This window comes from Roseomonas sp. TS2, from assembly GCF_058833935.1.
The window spans coordinates 1-16,655 of sequence record NZ_JCACVY010000097.1; the positions used below are offsets into that span (position 1 = coordinate 1).

The window sequence follows — 16,655 nt, forward strand, 5'->3', positions numbered from 1 at the left end:
CTGCTGCCCACCATCCAGCTCGGCATCGGCGAGGACAACCGTTGCGAGGGGCTGGCGCGGCGGGCGCGGTGAGGCCGCCCGCGCGCGGCCTCCGCCGGCCTCAGTCGCGCCGCTCGGCGGCCAGGTCCTGCCGCAGCAGGTCGGCATTGATGGCGAAGGCGGCCATGGTGCCCTGCGCCGCCGCGACGATGGCCATCTGCAGGTGCGGCGAGGAATCGCCGGCCGTGTAGAGGCCCTTCACCGCGGTGGAACCGTCATGCCCGGCGCGGAGCAGCCCGCCGCTGGTCAGCGTGCAGCCGAGCTTCAGCGCCAGCTCGCTGCGCTGCCGCTGCGGCATGGACAGGAACAGCCCGGCGCGCGGCAGCACGCTGCCATCGGCGAAGCGCAGCCCGCGCAGCCGGCCCTCCGCCGCCTCCAGCGCCACCAGCGGCGATTCCCGCAGCGCGATGCCGAGGCCGCGCAGCTTGGCGCGGTCCCGCTCCGGGATCTCGCTGCCACCGGTGCAGAGCACCAGGTCGTGGCTCCAGCCGCGCACCTCCAGGGCCATGCGGACCGCCTCATGCCCCGCCCCGTGCACGGCGAGCGGCCGGTCGCGCCGCTCATAGCCGTCGCAATAGGGGCAGTGCCACACGTCGCGGCCATAGAGCTCGTCCAGCCCCTTGATGGCGGGAAGCTCGTCGCGCAGGCCGGTGGCCAGCAGCAGGCGGCGGGTGCGCAGCGGCGCCTCCCGCCCCGCCAGGGTGACGGCGAAGCCGCCCTCCGCGTCGCAGGCCTCGGCATCCGTCACCGCCACCGGCGCCACCTGGATGCCGGGATAGGCCGCCAGCTCGGCGCGGGCGATGCGGCGGAACTCGGCCGGCGCGATGCCTTCCCGCGTCAGGAACCCATGCATAGCCGTGGCGCGGTCGTTGCGGTGCTCGCCCGAATCGCAGAGCAGCACGCGCCGCCTTGCCCGGCCCAGCAGCAGCGCCGCGCTCAGCCCCGCCGGGCCGCCGCCGACGATCACCACATCCCATTCGTCCTGCATGTCCCTCAGCCCAGCATGGAGGAGATGTTGGAGCCGCCGGTCGGGTAGGCGGTCATCATCCGGGAAAGCGCGTCGGCCGTCATGCCGGCGCGCATCGCCACGGCGAAGACGTTGATCACCTCCGGCGCCTCCGGCCCCAGCAGGTGCGCGCCGAGGATCTGGCCGCTGCCCGGCGCCACCAGCAGCTTGTAGGCCGCCGCCGTCTCCCCGGTGCGGCGCACCGACTGGTAGCCGGCCATGTCGCCCTGCCGCACCTCCACATCGGGGTTGGCCGCGCGCGCCGCCGCCTCGGTCAGCCCCACCGAGGCGAGGGGCGGAATGGTGAAGACGGCGCTCGGCACCACGCCGTAATCCGGCTTGGTGTGGCAGCCCTCCAGCATGTTGCGCGCCACCACGGCGGCGTCGTGGCTGGCCACGGGGGTCAGCGCCGGCCCCTGCGCGGCGGCGTCGCCGGCGGCGAAGACGCGCGGGTTGCTGGTGCTGCGCAGATAGGGGTCGAGCGAGAGCCGGCCTTTCTCCACCGCCACCTGCCCGGCCTCCAGCGCCAGGTCCTGCAAGGAGGGGCTGCGGCCCAGCCCATGCACCACCAGCGCCGCCTGGAATTCGCGCCCGTTCTCGCAGGCGACGGCGAAGCCCGCGCCCTGGCGGGCAATGCGGCTCGCCTTGCAGCCCAGCGCCACCTCGATGCCGAGGCCGCGCGTGCGCTCCAGCAGCCGCGCCACCAGGTCCGGCTCGAACTGGGCGAGCGGCCTGTCATCGGCCTGCAGGATGGTGACGCGCGCCCCGGCCCGGGCCGCCAGATGCGCGCACTCGAAGGCGATGTAGCCGCCGCCGACCATCACAAGGCTCTCCGGCATCGCGTCCAGCAGCAGGAAATCGTCGCTGGTGGCGAGCAGGTCGGCGCCCTCGATGGGCAGGTGGGCGGGAGCGGCACCGGTGGCGATCAGCACATGCCGGGCCGCCAGGCGCCGCTCGCCCACCGTCAGGGCGTCGGGCGCCAGGAAGCGCGGCTGGCCATGGATCGGCACGATGCCCGCCGCGCGCAGGGCGGCCTCGCGGTTCTCCGGCACCGGGTCGGTGAAGCTGTGCTTGAAGGCCTGGGCGGCGGTCCAGTCGAGGCGCAGCGCATCGCCGCCGGCCACGCCGTGCGGTGCCAGGTTGCGGGCGCGCTCGGTGGCCTCGGCGACCGTCCAAAACACCTTCTTCGGCTCGCAGCCGCGCAGGGCGCAGGTGCCGCCGAAATCGCGCGCCTCCACCACGGCGACCGACCAGCCCGCCTTCCGGCAGGTGGTGGCGACCTTGGTGCCGGCGCTGCCGGACCCGAGGACGACGAGATCGAATTGTTCGCTGTCCGGCATCAGAAGTTCCTGCGCGATGGGCAGGAAGGCAACACCGTGCCGGGCCGCAGGGTTGCCATGTCAGGAAAGGCACCGGTGGGGCAGGGGCGCCGCGGCGCCCCCGCCAATGCCCCCTGCGGGATCAGAGGATCCGCAGGCGGCCCAGGATGTAGCCGATGCCGGCGGCGATCGCGAGCGAGGTCAGCGGCTGCTCGCGCACATTGTCGCAGAGCTGGCCGAGGGCGTTCTCGGCCGAGCCCTGGGCCTGGTTGTACATGCCGCGGGCCTGGTAGTCGCGGTTGCCGGTCATGCCGCCCACGGCGTCCTGCACACGGCCAACGGTCTCGCGGGCGGCGCCGGTCACGCGGTTCTCGTCCATCTTTGCTTCTCCTGGTCATGGTGCCGCGCCGGCTGGCGCGGCGGACTGCCGGTTGAACGCGGCACGGGTTGATTGGATGCGTGTTGCGTGGCGCGCCGCCGCGTGCTGTGCCTGCGCCGCCATGACCTCTCTCCCGACCGGCTTTCCGCCCGGCGACCCGCCGGCCGACCGCATCACCCCGCCCGGCTGGCTGCGCCAGGGCGCCCCCGCCGCCGTGCTGGCCACGCTGCCGGGCGCGCGCGCCGTGGGCGGCGCGGTGCGCGACGCGCTGGCCGGCCGCGACGTGCACGATGTGGACGTGGCCGCGCCGCTGCCGCCCGAGGCCATCGCCGCCCGGCTGCGCGCGGCCGGGCTGAAGGTGTTCGAGACCGGCCTGCAGCACGGCACCGTCACCGCCGTGCTGGACCACCAGCCGGTGGAGGTGACCAGCCTGCGGCGGGACCTCGCCACCGATGGCCGCCACGCCACCGTGGCCTGGACCGAGGACTGGCGCGAGGACGCGGCGCGGCGGGACTTCACCATCAACGCCCTGTCGATGGATGCCGAAGGGGCGCTCTGGGACTATTTCGGCGGCCGGGCGGACCTCGCCGCCGGCCGCGTGCGCTTCGTGGGCGACCCGGCGACGCGGCTGGCGGAGGATTATCTGCGCGTGCTGCGCTTCTTCCGCTTCCATGCCCGCTATGGCCGCGGCGCGCCGGATCCGGCGGCGTTGGCCGCCATCCGCGCCGCCGTGCCGGGGCTCGCCCGCCTCTCCGCCGAGCGGGTGTGGATGGAGCTGAAGCGCCTGCTGGAGGCGCCGGAGCCGGCAGGGGCGCTGGCGCTGATGCGCGAGGCCGGCGTGCTGGCCGCCGTGCTGCCCGAGGCGGAGGAACTCGCGCCGCTGCAGCGCCTCGCCGCGCCGCCCGACCCGGTGCTGCGCCTGGCCGCGCTGCTGCCGCCCGGCGCGCCGCTCGACGCCCTGGCGCGCCGGCTGCGCTTCTCGGGCGAGGAGGCGAAGCGGCTGGGCGGCCTGTGCGGCGCGCCGCCGCCCGCCCCGGCGCTCGATGGCGCCGCGCTGCGCCGCTGGCTGGCGGAGCTGCCCGCCGGCGTGGCGGCGGAAGCCGCCTGGCTCGCCGAGGCGCGCGACGGGCAGGACCGCGCCGCGCTGCGCGCGCGCATCGCCGCCACGCCGCGCCCGGTGTTCCCTTTGCAGGGGCGGGACGCGCTGGCGCTGGGCCTGCCGCCCGGCCCGGCGGTGGGGCAGGCGCTGGCGGCGGTGCGCCGCTGGTGGCTGGAGGGCGGCTGCGCGGCCTCGGCCGCCGCCTGCCGCGAGGAATTGCGGCGGGCCGTGCGTCCCTGACCGGCGCAGTATGGGCGCGGGATGCCGCGCCCGCCGCTCTGGCTGCCTTCAGCGTGGCTTCCGGCGCTTCGCCTTGCGGGTGCTGGCGGGCTTCACCGGCAGCACCGGCAGGCTGGCGAAGCCGCCGGGACGCGCGCGCAGGGCCTGCAGGTCTTCCGCCGTGTCCACGTCGCGCAGCGTGCGCAGCAGGGCGATGCGGCGGCCGGTGAAGTTGGCCAGGGTGTCCGCCAGCGCGTGCTCGGTGGACCAGCGCACCCGCCCGAAGGGGCGGGGGGGCCGCCGTGCCGAGAGGCCGGCCAGCCAGTAGCCGCCATCCTCCGCCGGCCCGAACACCGCATCCGCCCGGCCAAGGGCGCGGAAGGCGGCGGCGATGTCGGCGGCGGTGACGCCGGGGATGTCGCTGCCCACCACCACCACCCGGCCGCGCCGGGGGCGGGTGGCGTTGTCCAGCCTCTCGCCCAGGCCGCCCCGGCCCTGCGGCACGGTGGCGGGGCCGCGCGGCCAGCGGGCGCGGGCGCCGTCCGGCGTGGTGGCGAGCAGGGTCCGCCAGCGCCTGTCGCGGCCGATGGCGCGGGCGACCGCCGCGAGCTGGCCGCGGTAGAAGCGCAGCGCCGCCATGGCGCCGATGCCCCGGGCCAAGCGGCGCTTCACCGCGCCCAGCCTCGGGGCCTGGGCAAAGATCAGGACGGTGTCTCTGTGCATGGGGCCTCGCGAGCTGGCGTGGCAGAGATAGAGGATTGTGCGGCTGTCGGAACAGCCCTCCCTGTGGCCGAGTCGCGCCGGCGCCAGGGCGGGCGGGATGATGTTCCTGCCATGTTCTTGACTTTCGCCGCGCGGCGGCGGCAGAGTCGGGCCGGAACGGAGGAAGAACCGACCATGCCGGAGGGCAGCATCCGCCCCGCCGCCTCCGCCCTGCTGGAGGGCACGCGCAAGGGCCGTGGCGCCACGGGAAACCCCCCCGTGCGCTTCGACCGCCTGGCCCTGGAAGCCTTCGACGATGGCTGGGAGACGCTGGCGGACAGCTTCGCCGCGCTGCCGCCGCTGCCGACGACGCTGACGAAGGATTCCGCCCGCACCGTCATCGCCTGGAACAACTCGCCCGATGTCGGGTTCGACCGCGCGGTGAACCCCTACCGGGGCTGCGAGCATGGCTGCGTCTACTGCTACGCCCGGCCCAGCCACGCCTATCTCGGCCTCTCGCCGGGGCTGGATTTCGAGACGCGGCTGATCTTCAAGGCCGATGTGGCGGCGCTGCTGGAGAAGGAGCTACGCAAGCCCGGCTACGTGCCGCGCCCCATTGCCCTCGGCTCCAACACCGACCCCTACCAGCCGGTGGAGCGGCAGCTGAAGCTGACCCGCGCCGTGCTGGAGGTGCTGGAGCGCTTCGGCCACCCGCTCACCATCGTCACCAAATCGGCCGGCGTGCTGCGGGACCTCGACATCCTGAAGCGGCTGGCGGAGCGGCGGCTGGTGCGGGTGTGCATCTCCGTCACCACGCTCGATGCCGGCCTCGCGCGCATCCTGGAGCCGCGCGCGGCGACGCCGGAGCGGCGCCTGGCCGCGCTGGGCGCGCTGGCCGGGGCCGGCATACCCACCGCCGTGCTCGCCGCGCCGATGATTCCGGCGGTGAACGACATGGAGCTGGAACGTATCCTGGAGCGCGCCAGCAGCCAGGGCGCCAGCCGCGCCGGCTATGTGCTGCTGCGCCTGCCGCTCGAGATCGCCGGGCTGTTCGAAGACTGGCTGCGCGCGCACATGCCCGACCGCGCCGAGCGCGTGCTCTCGCTGGTGCGGCAGACGCGCGGCGGGCGTGCCTACGATGCCGGCTTCGCCCAGCGCATGTCCGGCACCGGCCCCTATGCGGAGATGCTGGCGCACCGCTTCCGCGTCGCCGCGCGCCGGCTGGGGCTGGACCGCGCCGGCCCGCCCGGCCCCGGCCAGGAGAGCCTGGACTGCGCGCAATTCGCCGTGCCGCCGGCGGCGGGCGTGGCCTCCGGCGCGGCGCGGCAGCTCGCCCTGTTCTGAGCGCCCGCCGCGGGGGGAGAGAAGGCTGGGCGGTTGATCCGCCGCCCCGCGTGCGCCACCTTGCCTTCCGGCCTATCATGCCGCCACAGGACTGGAACGGAGCCGGAAGGACCGATGGCCGAATTGCTGCGCGAGCCCGAGCGTGACCGCCTCATCGCCTATCTGGAGCGGCAACTCCTGCGCACCGTGACGCTGGATGGGCAGGCGGTGCCGGCCCTGCGCGAGACGCATCTGCCTTTCCCCACCTCCGAATGGTGCTGGGTGGCCGACAGCGCCGCGGCCGCCGAGATGCTGGCCCAGCCGCACCTGCACGCGCGCTGGGGCGGGCTGGCCGACGGGCTGACCGACTTCCTGCTCGGCATGGGCACGGGCCATCTGCTGTTCAGCCGCGTCGCCGGGCCGGAATGCGTCATCCAGAGCGCCGATCCGCGCCAGCTTGTCATCCTCACCCAGGGCTATGAGTTCCGCGGCGACCTCTCGCGCGGCCTGCTGACCCAGTCGGTCCGGGGCGGCGCCGCCCGGCGCGAGATGCACTACACCGGCCACCTCGTGGAGTTCCGCCTGGGCCGGCAGCAGCATTGCCTGGATGTCGAGGATACCATCGCCGCCTATGGGGTGGAGCCGCGGCCGGAGGGCGCGCTGCTGTTCCATGAGAGCGTGCTGAAGGTGCAGGCCGGGCTGCTGCGCAAGACGGAGCGCGTGGTGGCGCGGCTGCGCTACGAATACACCATCCAGGCCCGCGACCCGCGCCTGCTGCTGCGCGTGACGCTGCGCGCCGAGCCGGGCGTGACGCTGGAGAATGTGCGCCTGACCACCGCGCTCGACGAGCTGTCCGCCGAGGCGGAGCGGCCCTTCGGCCAGCTGTTCACCGAGCGGGACGGGCGCTTCCTGCCCCTGCCGGCGGCCGGCACGGAGCTGTTCACGCTGCACCAGGGGCCGACCCGCCTTTTCAGCCTCATCGAGGAAACCGCGCCGGGCGCCGCGAACGGCCTGCACATCGCGCCACTGGCGCCGCAGGCGCTGCAAAGCATCAAGGCCCGGACGCAGAATGGCCGGCTGCACTGGGTGCTGACGCGCTACCTCTTCCCGCGCGTCGAAGGCGGCGCCGAGGCCAGCATCCAGGAAGCGCGGCTGCTGACGGCCGGCACGCTGGCGGCCGGGCTGCCCGCCTACCAGGCCATCCTGGACGAGCCCGCCATCCTGTCCGGCCGCGATGCCGGGTTGAGCCCCGATGCCGGCACCGCCCTCAACGCGGTGGCCACGCAGATCTTCTTCGCCGCCCACAACGCCTATGCGGCGCCGCTGCCGGCGGAGCGCCAGGCGCAGATGCGCGTCTGGTACGACCGGCACGTGACGCAGTTCTTCGCCGGGCTGGGACCGGACGGCCAGGCCAGCCCGGGGCGCGTCTATCTGCGCTCCCTCGCCTTCGCCCTGCTCTCGCTCGACACCATGCTGCGCGCCACGGAGGAGCCGCGCTACGCGGAGCTTCTGGACCACGGGCTGACGCTGCTGGTGCGGCTGCAGCAGCCGGAGGAGACGGGCGGCGCCTTCGCCGATGCCGGCAAGGCGGCCTATCTGGACTGCCACGCCGCCGCCATGCTGGCGCTGGCCCGGCTGCTGCCGCGCCGGCCGGAGCCGGTGCTGCAGGCGGCGCTGCGGCAGGCGCTGGCGGCGGTGCAGCTCGGCATCCTCAACGTGCCGCTGGAGAAGGGCTCGCACCGGCTGGAGACGCCCTTCGTGCGCCTGTACCGGGATGGCCGCTGGGAGGAGGATGGCGGCTTCTGGTCCTTCAAGCTGGGGCTGCTGATGCGGGCGCTGAACGCGCTGCGCCTGGCCGCGCAGGGCGGCTTCATCGTGCTGGAGCCGGCCGAGCAGGAGCGGGTGGCAGACCTCACCGAGGCCTGCTTCGCCGAGTTGCGGGGCCGCGTGCGGGAGCTGGGCGAGGCGCTGGAGGTGCTCACCAGCCCGCTGGCCGGCGAGGGCAACGCCGCCACCCAGCCCGCCGTGCTGATGGGGCTGATGGCGCCCGATGCCGCCATCCTGCGCTTTTCCCAGCCGGCCGCGGCATTGGGCTGAGACGGCACGCATGGCCCTGAAGGACCGGGTGCCGAAGGGCTGGCGCCGCCATGCCGGCCTGGCGGCGCTGCTGCTGGCGCTGCTGCCGGCCGCCTGTGCCGCGCCCCCGCCGCCCGCCAGCGCCGGCCTGGCGCCGCCCCTGCCTTACCCGCCCTCGGCGCGCGAGCGGATGCTGCGCCTGGCCCTGGCGGAATGGGAGGAATGGGGCCGCATCGTCGTGGAACCGACGGCCGGCCCCGCCCTGCACGAGGACGCCCCCGGCGGCCTGCCCGGGCCGGAATCGGCGGCGGCCAGCTTCCCGCGCGTGCTGGCCTACTGGCGCGCCACGGAGGAGGGCGAGGCCGCCATCGCCCGCAACCGCGCCCGCTACGCCAACGCCCTGGCCGATCCCGGCGCGCCGGCCTCGCTGTGGTCGGAGCCGGCCTGGTCGGCCGCCTTCATCAGCTACGTGATGCGCGGCGCGGGGGTGGACCGGCGGGAATTCCCGCCCTCCGCCGCGCACGCCTTCTACATCGACGGCATGATGGCCGATGCGCGGGACTTCCCGGCCACCGCGCCCTTCCTGCCGCGGGACTGGACCGGCTACGCGCCGCAGCCGGGCGACCTGCTCTGCGCCGACCGCTCCCGCCGGCCGCTGGCGCACTGGCAGGCGCGCTGGGCCGAGATCGGCCAGTTCCGGCCGATGCATTGCGACATCGTGGTGGCCGCCGGCCCCGGCGTGGTGGAGGCGGTGGGCGGCAACGTGGCCGATGCCGTCACCCTCTCGCGCTTCCCGGCCGACGCGGCGGGGCGGCTGCTGCCGCGCGCCGCCGGCGGCCCCGCCTGGTTCGCCGTGTTCGAGAACCGCCTGGGCCGGCTGCCGCCCTGGCAGCCACAGATGCAGCCCATGGCCCAGCCACAGATGCAGCCCGGGGGGCCATTGCCGCCCGGAACCTGGAGGAACGCTTCATGACAGACCTGTTCGAGCCCCTGACGCTGCGGGGCGTGACGCTGCGCAACCGCATCGGCGTCTCCCCCATGTGCCAGTACAGCTGCGCGCCGGACGGGATGCCGACCGAGTGGCACCTGGCGCATCTGCACGCGCGGGCGATCGGCGGCGCCGGGCTGGTGATCGCGGAGGCCACCGGCGTCAGCCCCGAGGCGCGCATCACCCCCGCCGATCTCGGCCTGTGGAGCGACGCCCACATCCCCGGCCACGCCCGGCTCACCGCCGCCATCGCCGCCGCCGGCTCGGTGCCGGGCATCCAGATCGCGCATGCGGGGCGCAAGGCCAGCAGCAGCCCGCCCTGGGTGGGCGGCGTGGCCGGCGACGACCAGCATGGCTGGGAGCCGCTGGCGCCGAGCGCCGTGGCCTTCCCCGGCCTGCGGATGCCGCGCGCCATGACGGAAGCCGACATCGCCCAGGTGATCGCCGACTTCGTCGCCACGGCGCGCCGCTCGGTGGCGGCGGGCTACCGCTTCATCGAGATCCACGCGGCGCATGGCTACCTGCTGCACCAGTTCCTCTCGCCGCTCTCCAACCAGCGCAACGATGGCTGGGGCGGCGACTTCGCCGGGCGCACGCGGCTGACGCGCGAGGTGGTGGCCGCCGTGCGCGCCGCCATCCCGGAGGAGATGCCGCTGGCCATCCGCTTCTCCCACACCGACTGGACGGAGGGCGGCTGGACGACCGAGGAGACGGTGGAGCTGTCGCGCCAGGTGAAGGCGCAGGGGATCGACCTGATCGACGTCTCCTCCGGCGCGCTGGTGCCGGCGCAGATCCCGGTCGGGCCCGGCTACCAGGTGCCGGGCGCGGCGGCGGTGCGCGCCGGCGCGGAGATCCCCGTGGCGGCGGTCGGCATGATCACCGAGCCGCAGCAGGCGCAGGAGATCCTCGCCGAGGGCAAGGCCGACCTGATCCTGCTGGCGCGCGCCCTGCTGCGCGACCCCTACTGGCCGCTGCACGCCGCGGCGGCGCTGGGCCGCACCGAGGCGCTGCGCATCCCGCCGCAATACGACCGCGCCTGGGGCGCGCTCGGCAAGATGCCGATGGACAGCGCCATCGCCGAGCCGATGCCCGCCCTGTAAAGCGCCGTTCCCCCCGAACTCGCAGAAAAAAGAAGGGGGCCCCGGGGGAATTCATTCCCCCGGATTCTTTTCATCCCCCAAGGTCTGGCGCCATGCCCCGCATACCCGTCACCGCCCGCCTGAGCATCGACGAGTCCGAGCTGACGGAAAGCTTCGCGCGCGCCTCCGGCGCCGGCGGGCAGAACGTCAACAAGGTGGAGACGATGGTGCAGTTGCGCTTCGATGCGCGCAACTCGCCCAGCCTGCCGGAGCCGGTGCGGGAGCGGCTGATCCGCCTCGCCGGCCACCGGGCCACGGCGGCGGGGGAGGTTGTGATCACCGCGCAGCAGTTCCGCACCCAGGCGCGGAACCGGGAGGATGCTCTGGAGCGGCTGCTGGAGCTGATCCGCGAGGCGGCGGCGCCGCCGCCGCCGAAGCGGCGGCCGACGCGCCCGACCCTCGGCTCGAAGAAGCGTCGGCTGGAAGGCAAATCCCAGCGCGGCGTCACCAAGCGGCTGCGCGGCAAGCCAGCGGCCGACTAGAGCCTTTCCGTCCGCACTGGCTCACGGATAAGGCCCTGGCTCATTGTTTTCGCGGGAATCTTCACGCGATCAGGCAAAGCTGCCTGCCTGCGGCCTGCTCCAACCGGCCAGCCCGCCCAGCCTTATTCCGCACGGCAAGGGCGCCGAAGCGGCAGCCGGCCGGATGATACGATCCGGCCGGAGTCGCTTCAGTCGTTCTTGTGGCTGTTCTGGCCGCCCTTGCGGCCTGCCTCGGCCGCGCGCTCGTGGTCATTGGCGAAATTGTTGGGATCGTTCGCCTTGCCGCTGCCCACGGTTTCCTGCGACACGCCCTTCTTGCCCTCGGCCGAGCCGTGGCCGCCATGCTGGTCCTGAGACTTTCCTTGCGTCATCGGCTTGCTCCCTGTTCACCCGGGGGCAGGAGCGCCCAGCGGGTTTCCAGGAAAACGTCTCCCCCCGCCCCCGGTTGCGGCGCGGGAAGAGATGGAGCCGGCCGGGCTTTGCTCTAGGCCTGCTCCGCCGCCTGCGGCGTTTCCGCATGCGGCGCCTGCACCGCGCCCAGAACCTGCTCCACGGTGCCGTCGGCGACGATGCGGCCGGCTTCCAGCTTGATGACGCGGGTGCACCAGCGGCGCACCACGTTCATGTCATGGGTGGCGATCACCAGGATGTCGGCGCCCGTCACCAGCCGGGCCAGCCGCTCCTCGGCCTTGGTCATGAAGTCGGCGTCGCCGGCCAGGAACCACTCGTCCATCAGCAGGATCTGCGGCGTGATGGCGGTGGCCATGGCGAAGGCGAGCCGCACCTGCATGCCGGCGGAGTAGCCGCGCGTCGGCACGTCGAGGAACTCGCCAAGGCCGGAGAAGGCGGAGGCGTCCTGCTCCAGGGCCGCGATCTCCGCCTCGCTCATGCCGCGGTAGAGGCCGCGCAGGCGGATGTTCTCGCGCCCCGTGCTGTCGGAATCCATGCCGGCGGCGGGGTCGATCAGCGAGCCGATCTCGCCCTCCACCACCAGCTCGCCGGCGACCGGCTCGTAGATGCCGGCGAGTGTCCGCAGCAGGGTGGTCTTGCCGGCGCCGTTGGTGCCGACCAGCGCCACACGCTCTCCGCGGCGGATCTCGAAGGTCAGGTCGTGCAGGGCGGAGACGACGACGCGGTTCGACTCGTCGGTCTTGACGCGGATGGCGGCCTTGGCCAGCAGGCGCTTCTTCAGGCTGCGCGCGGCCAGGTGATAGAGCGGGAAGGCGATGCTCAGCCCACGGGCGGAAATGCTGGCCATGGCTGCTCAGACCCAGAAGGCGACGCGGCTGCGGAAGCGGACGAAGAAGGCCATGGCGGTGCCGCCCAGCACGCCCGTGTAGAGCAGCGCGGCCAGCCAGGTGGTCAGCGAGCCGCCGCCCTCGACCAGCGGGCCGCGCACCATCTCCAGCATGGTGTAGAACGGGTTGAGGGGCAGCCACTTGGCGCTCTCCCCCAGCAGCTCCGGCTTCCAGATCACCGGCGTCATGAAGAAGGCGAGCTGCATGACATTGGCGACGATCGGGCCGATGTCGCGGAACCGGGCGCAGATCATGCCGAGGAGCAGCGAGACGGAGAGGGCGTTCACCGCCAGCACCGCGAGGCCCGGGATGATCAGCAGCGCCTCGGCGCCCGGCCAGTGGCCCATCAGCGCGAACACCACCAGGATCAGCGGCAGGCTGTGCGCCGCGTTCAGCGCGTTGCGGAAGACGCAGCGCAGCGCGTGGGTGGTCAGCGGCAGGCGCAGCTGGCGGATCACCCCCTCGGCATTGGAGAGGCAGGTGGTGGCCTCCGACACCATGGCCGAGAGGGCGTTCCAGGTGATCAGGCTGGCCGCCAGATGCGGCAGGTAGTTGGCGATATCGAGCCGGAAGAGCTGCGCGTAGAGCAGCCCCATGCCCGCCACCAGCGCGGCGGTGGAGAGCGTGACCCAGAACGGCCCGATGACCGAGCCGCGGTAGCGGTTGCGCAGGTCGAGCCGCGCCAGCGTCCAGGCCAGCCGCCAGGAGGCGAAGCCGGCCCTGAGGTCTGCCATGGCCCGGCCGGCGCGGTCCGGCTGGTTGGCGTCGATGCGATAGGTGGGAAGAACCGCTTGCTGCATGGCGGCCGCTCTATACACCCCAAATCTTCCGGGCCGCCAGCGGCCGGGGCGAAGGATCGCCCCGGCGTGTTGCGCGGATCAGTATTTCGGACCGCCATAGCTGGCGCCATGCGCCGGGGGGGTGCCATAGGGGACGGTGCCGTAGGAGGCGGGCGGCGGGGCATAGGCGCCAGGCGGCGGGCCACCGGCGGCGCGGCTGAGGCGAGTCCGGTCGCCGCGCGCGATCACGACACGGTCATTGACCTGCAGCCCCTCCTCGTTGGTCTGCACCACCGAGATGTCGCCGCCCTGGTCCTCGCGAACGAAGAACTCGACGGCCTGCCCATCGCTGACACCGCGGCCGATGGCGTTGCCGGCGAGGCCGCCGAGCACCGCGCCGCCCAGGCCGGCGAGCGCGTTGGAGCGCCAGTCGCCGCCGATGAAGCTGCCGGCGACACCGCCGGCCACGGCGCCCGCGGCGGTGCCGACGCCGGAGCTGTTGCCCTGCACCTGGACCGGCCGCATGCCGACGATGGTGCCATAGGAGACGGAGGCGGCGCGGCCGAGCGCGGCGCTGCTGTAGGTGGCGCCGGTCTGCTGCGGTGCGCAGGCGGCCACCGTGCCGCCGATCAACATCACGGCAAGCCCGGCGCGAAGGCTGCGAGAGAGGCGGGAGGGCGCAGGCATGCGTGAACCCTTTGTCCGAAGGCTGCGATTCCAGGGAGGACGGAAGCCCCGCCGGGCAATGCCCAGGGTTTCGCTCCCCTTTGCCTATGAATGGGGTGCCGGCGACGCGAACGCCAGGGGGGGCGCCCGCCCCCGCACACGAGGCTTGCGCTAATCTGCTGTATCCTTTAGCGCTTTGCGGGCAGATGTTCTGCTGAAACCTAAACCCGGGGCGGTTCCGGATTCGTCGGCGTGGGGGCGCAGGCGGTCCAGCACAGGAACCAGATCCACCGGGCCAGACGGAGAACAGGGGATGACTCCGTTCCAGTACGGTCGGATGGCGCCGGGGGGGCGCGTCCGCATGGTGGCCACCTTGTCGCTGGTGGGCCTTTTGGCCGCCTGCGGCAGCAGCCAGCAGACCAGGACCGTCAGTTCCGGCGCCGCCGCGCAGTCGGCCGCCTACCCGCAACCCAGCAGCTATGACGCGCCCGGCCCGTCCAGCGATCCATGGGGGCCGTATATCCGCGAAGCCTCCAAGCGCTTCGACGTGCCGGAACGCTGGATCCGCGAGGTGATGCGGCAGGAGAGCGGCGGCCGCGTCGGCGCCCGCAGCCCGGTGGGCGCGATGGGGCTGATGCAGGTGATGCCCGGCACCTATGCCGAGCTGCGCGGCCGCTACGGGCTGGGGGACGACCCCTACCACCCGTGGAACAGCATCATGGCCGGCACCGCCTATGTGCGCGAGATGTACGAGCTGTATGGCAGCCCGGCCTTCCTCGCCGCCTACAATGCGGGCCCGCGCCGCCTGGAGGACTACCTCTGGAACGGCCGCGGCCTGCCGGCCGAGACGCGCAACTACGTCGCCCGCATCGGCCCGCGAATCGTCGACGCGCATCCAGGCCGCCGCGCGGCGCCGGAGGTCTATGCGGCGGCGGAGATCCCGCTGAGCATCCCGGCCGGACCGCGCCGCGGCGACACCGCCACCATGCTGGCGCTGCGCGAGCAGCGCAACGCGGTGGACCCGGGCATCCGCGTGGCCAGCCTGCCGCCGGGCCCGGTGGTGCGCATGGACCCGATCCCGGACGGCTCCACCTACAGCACCGAATCGGTGCAGGTGGCCAGCCTCGATCCGTCGATCGGCACCTCGCTGGGTGGTGGCTCCGTGGTGCGCATGGACCCGATCCCGGACGGCTCCACCTACGCCGCCGCCCCGGCCGCCGGCCCCGTGGTGCGCATGGAGCCGATTCCGGACGGCTCCACCTATGCCGCCGCGCCGCCCGCCAGCCCGCCGATCGAGCTGGCCATGGCGCCGCCGCCCGCGCCTCCGGCGCCACGGCCCAGCCCCGCGCCCGTGCCCAGCCTGCTGGCCTCGGCCTCGGCCAGCCCCGCCGCCGAGCGGGCGCCGCCGCGCACCACGGCGCGGATCGCCAGCGCCTTCGCCGAGGCGCCGCGGCCCGCGCCGTCGCCCAGCCTGGCGCGCAGCGGCGGCTTCAGCCTGATCGGCTCGGCGCACGCCGCCACGGTGGCGCCGCCGGCCCAGGTGCTGCGCGCGCCCTCCGCCAGCCAGCCGGCGGCGATGCCGAGCCAGGCCGGCGCCTGGGGCGTGCAGGTGGGCGCCTTCGCCAGCGCCAACCTCGCCCGCGCCGCGGCCGAGGCGGCGCGCGGCCGGCTCGGCGCTTCCGGCGCCCGCTCGCGGGTCGAGCCGGTGGCGCAGGGCGGCAACACGCTCTACCGCGCCCGCGTCATCGGCCTCTCGCGCGACAATGCGCAGTCGGCCTGCGACAAGCTGCGCAGCCAGGGCGCCTGCATCATCGTCTCGCCGGACGCGCAGGGCTGAGACCGGCCGCCTGAGACAAAAAAAGCCCGGGGACACGTCCCCGGGCTTTTTTTGTGCCGCCTCTCCGGGCCGGCCCGCCGGCCGCGCCTCTCAGGTGATGGCGGTGTGGTCCGCCTTCAGCACCTCGCCCGCCAGGTAGAGGCTGCCGCAGACCAGCACGCGCGCCGGCGGGCCGCCGGCCTCCGCCAAGGCGCGCAGCGCATCGGCCACATGCGGACCGGGGCGGGCGCGGCCGCCGCTGGCCGCCACGATCTCCTCCACCGGCATGGCCAGGTGCTGGCCCGGCTCGGCCACGGCCCAGAGGCTCTCGGCCAGGGGCAGCAGGGGCGAGAGGAAGTCGCCCGAGGCCTTGCCCTGCTTCATGCCCACCACGAGGTGGCGCGGGCGGTCCTCCCACAGCGGCAGGTGGGCGGCCAGCGCCGCGCCGGCGCCGGCATTGTGGCCGCCATCCAGCCACAGCTCCCAGCCCTCGGGCAGCAGCGCGGCGAGGTCGCCATGCAGCCGTTGCAGCCGGGCGGGCCAGGTGGCGGTGGTGAGGCCGGCGGCGATCGCCGCCTCGGTCAGCCAGGGCGGGTTCCAGCCGCGCAGCGCGGCGATGGCGATGCCGGCATTGTCCGCCTGGTGCGGCCCCGGCAGGGCCGGGCGCGGCAGGTTCAGCGAGCCGCCGCCATCGGTGTAGCGCAGCCCCGACTCGGTCCAGCCCACCGACCAGCCCTGGTTGCGCACCGCCAGCGGCGCGCCGAGCGCGGCGGCCTCGGCCTCCAGCACCGCCAGCGCCGCGGGCGCCTGCAGGCCGGTGGCGGCGGGCACTCCGGGCTTCAGGATGCCGGCCTTCTCGCCGGCGATGCCGGCCAGCGAATCGCCCAGGAAATCCATGTGGTCCATGGAGATGCTGGTGATGGCGCAGGCCGCCGGGCGCTCGACCACGTTGGTGGCGTCGTAGCGGCCGCCGAGGCCCACCTCCAGCACCAGCAGGTCGGCTGGCGTCCGGCTGAACAGCAGCAGCGCCACCGCCGTCGTCACCTCGAAGACGGTGATGGACTCGCCGGCATTCACCGCCTCCACCTCCTCCAGCGCGGCGGCCAGCGCGGCTTCCGAGACCAGCGTGCCGGCCAGCCGGATGCGCTCGTGGAAGCGCACCAGGTGCGGCGAGGAATAGACATGCACGCGCTGCCCCGCCGCCTCGGCGATGGCGCGCAGGAAGGCGCAGGTGGAGCCCTTGCCGTTGGTGCCGGCCACATGCACCACCGGCGGCAGGTGGCGCTCCGGGTGGCCGAGCGCCGCCAGCAGCCGCTGCAGCCGCC

The 16,655-nt window shown here is 74.2% G+C and carries 16 protein-coding genes; 7 read left to right on the top strand and 9 right to left on the bottom strand.

Features of this window, described 5'->3' with window-relative positions; translation table 11 throughout:
* Nucleotides 1-100: 100 nt before the first annotated feature.
* The 3 genes from ACZJYS_RS15155 to ACZJYS_RS15165 form a co-directional block, all read right to left on the bottom strand.
* Entirely contained in the window at nt 101-1,027 is a 927-nt protein-coding gene (locus ACZJYS_RS15155; protein ID WP_493179388.1) for an NAD(P)/FAD-dependent oxidoreductase, read from the bottom strand.
* A gap of 5 nt (nt 1,028-1,032) precedes the next feature.
* Nucleotides 1,033-2,385 carry a dihydrolipoyl dehydrogenase family protein gene (locus tag ACZJYS_RS15160; protein ID WP_493179390.1) on the bottom strand — a complete coding sequence of 451 codons (1,353 nt, stop codon included), beginning with the start codon at nt 2,383-2,385 and terminating at the stop codon, nt 1,033-1,035.
* Nucleotides 2,386-2,506: 121 nt separating this feature from the next.
* Nucleotides 2,507-2,743, bottom strand: coding sequence for a CsbD family protein (locus tag ACZJYS_RS15165; RefSeq protein ID WP_379652309.1), 237 nt, complete (start codon nt 2,741-2,743; stop codon nt 2,507-2,509).
* 121 nt (nt 2,744-2,864) lie between these two features.
* Between ACZJYS_RS15165 and ACZJYS_RS15170 the strand changes: the two genes are divergently transcribed.
* Entirely contained in the window at nt 2,865-4,082 is a 1,218-nt protein-coding gene (locus tag ACZJYS_RS15170; protein WP_493179392.1) for a CCA tRNA nucleotidyltransferase, read from the top strand.
* A 48-nt stretch (nt 4,083-4,130) separates the two neighbouring features.
* On the opposite strand, the gene ACZJYS_RS15175 is transcribed toward ACZJYS_RS15170, so the two are convergent.
* A complete protein-coding gene (locus ACZJYS_RS15175) occupies nt 4,131-4,784 on the bottom strand; it encodes a TIGR04282 family arsenosugar biosynthesis glycosyltransferase (protein ID WP_109518858.1) in 654 nt (217 codons plus the stop codon).
* A 174-nt stretch (nt 4,785-4,958) separates the two neighbouring features.
* Here ACZJYS_RS15175 and ACZJYS_RS15180 point away from each other — a divergent pair, with 174 nt between their 5' ends.
* The 5 genes from ACZJYS_RS15180 (at nt 4,959) to arfB (ending at nt 10,771) form a co-directional block, all read left to right on the top strand.
* Complete coding sequence (locus ACZJYS_RS15180; protein ID WP_493179395.1) at nt 4,959-6,107, top strand: PA0069 family radical SAM protein; 1,149 nt, start codon at nt 4,959-4,961, stop codon at nt 6,105-6,107.
* Between the two features lie 114 nt (nt 6,108-6,221).
* The gene (locus ACZJYS_RS15185) at nt 6,222-8,183 is read left to right on the top strand and encodes a hypothetical protein (protein ID WP_493179397.1); all 1,962 of its coding nucleotides are present in this window, start codon (nt 6,222-6,224) and stop codon (nt 8,181-8,183) included.
* 10 nt (nt 8,184-8,193) lie between these two features.
* Nucleotides 8,194-9,135: a DUF2272 domain-containing protein gene (locus ACZJYS_RS15190; protein ID WP_181378268.1), complete on the top strand. Its 942-nt coding sequence runs from the start codon at nt 8,194-8,196 to the stop codon at nt 9,133-9,135.
* Nucleotides 9,132-10,250, top strand: coding sequence for an NADH:flavin oxidoreductase/NADH oxidase (locus tag ACZJYS_RS15195; RefSeq protein ID WP_379652327.1), 1,119 nt, complete (start codon nt 9,132-9,134; stop codon nt 10,248-10,250). The genes ACZJYS_RS15190 and ACZJYS_RS15195 overlap by 4 nt, the downstream gene beginning before the upstream one ends.
* Before the next feature lie 92 nt (nt 10,251-10,342).
* The gene (gene arfB, locus ACZJYS_RS15200) at nt 10,343-10,771 is read left to right on the top strand and encodes an alternative ribosome rescue aminoacyl-tRNA hydrolase ArfB (protein ID WP_379635873.1); all 429 of its coding nucleotides are present in this window, start codon (nt 10,343-10,345) and stop codon (nt 10,769-10,771) included.
* 188 nt (nt 10,772-10,959) lie between these two features.
* Here arfB and ACZJYS_RS15205 read toward each other — a convergent pair whose 3' ends face one another.
* From ACZJYS_RS15205 to ACZJYS_RS15220, 4 genes are all read right to left on the bottom strand, one after another.
* Nucleotides 10,960-11,142, bottom strand: coding sequence for a KGG domain-containing protein (locus ACZJYS_RS15205; protein ID WP_109518863.1), 183 nt, complete (start codon nt 11,140-11,142; stop codon nt 10,960-10,962).
* A gap of 113 nt (nt 11,143-11,255) precedes the next feature.
* Nucleotides 11,256-12,029 carry an ABC transporter ATP-binding protein gene (locus ACZJYS_RS15210; protein ID WP_493179400.1) on the bottom strand — a complete coding sequence of 258 codons (774 nt, stop codon included), beginning with the start codon at nt 12,027-12,029 and terminating at the stop codon, nt 11,256-11,258.
* A gap of 6 nt (nt 12,030-12,035) precedes the next feature.
* Nucleotides 12,036-12,869: an ABC transporter permease gene (locus tag ACZJYS_RS15215; protein ID WP_109518865.1), complete on the bottom strand. Its 834-nt coding sequence runs from the start codon at nt 12,867-12,869 to the stop codon at nt 12,036-12,038.
* Between the two features lie 78 nt (nt 12,870-12,947).
* On the bottom strand, nt 12,948-13,535 hold the full coding sequence (locus ACZJYS_RS15220) for an outer membrane lipoprotein (protein WP_493179402.1): 588 nt from the start codon (nt 13,533-13,535) through the stop codon (nt 12,948-12,950).
* 340 nt (nt 13,536-13,875) lie between these two features.
* Between ACZJYS_RS15220 and ACZJYS_RS15225 the strand changes: the two genes are divergently transcribed.
* The gene (locus tag ACZJYS_RS15225) at nt 13,876-15,351 is read left to right on the top strand and encodes a transglycosylase SLT domain-containing protein (protein ID WP_493179404.1); all 1,476 of its coding nucleotides are present in this window, start codon (nt 13,876-13,878) and stop codon (nt 15,349-15,351) included.
* 90 nt (nt 15,352-15,441) lie between these two features.
* Here ACZJYS_RS15225 and ACZJYS_RS15230 read toward each other — a convergent pair.
* Nucleotides 15,442-16,655 (bottom strand): bifunctional folylpolyglutamate synthase/dihydrofolate synthase (locus ACZJYS_RS15230; RefSeq protein WP_493179406.1); only part of this gene is annotated, 1,214 nt, incomplete at its 5' end.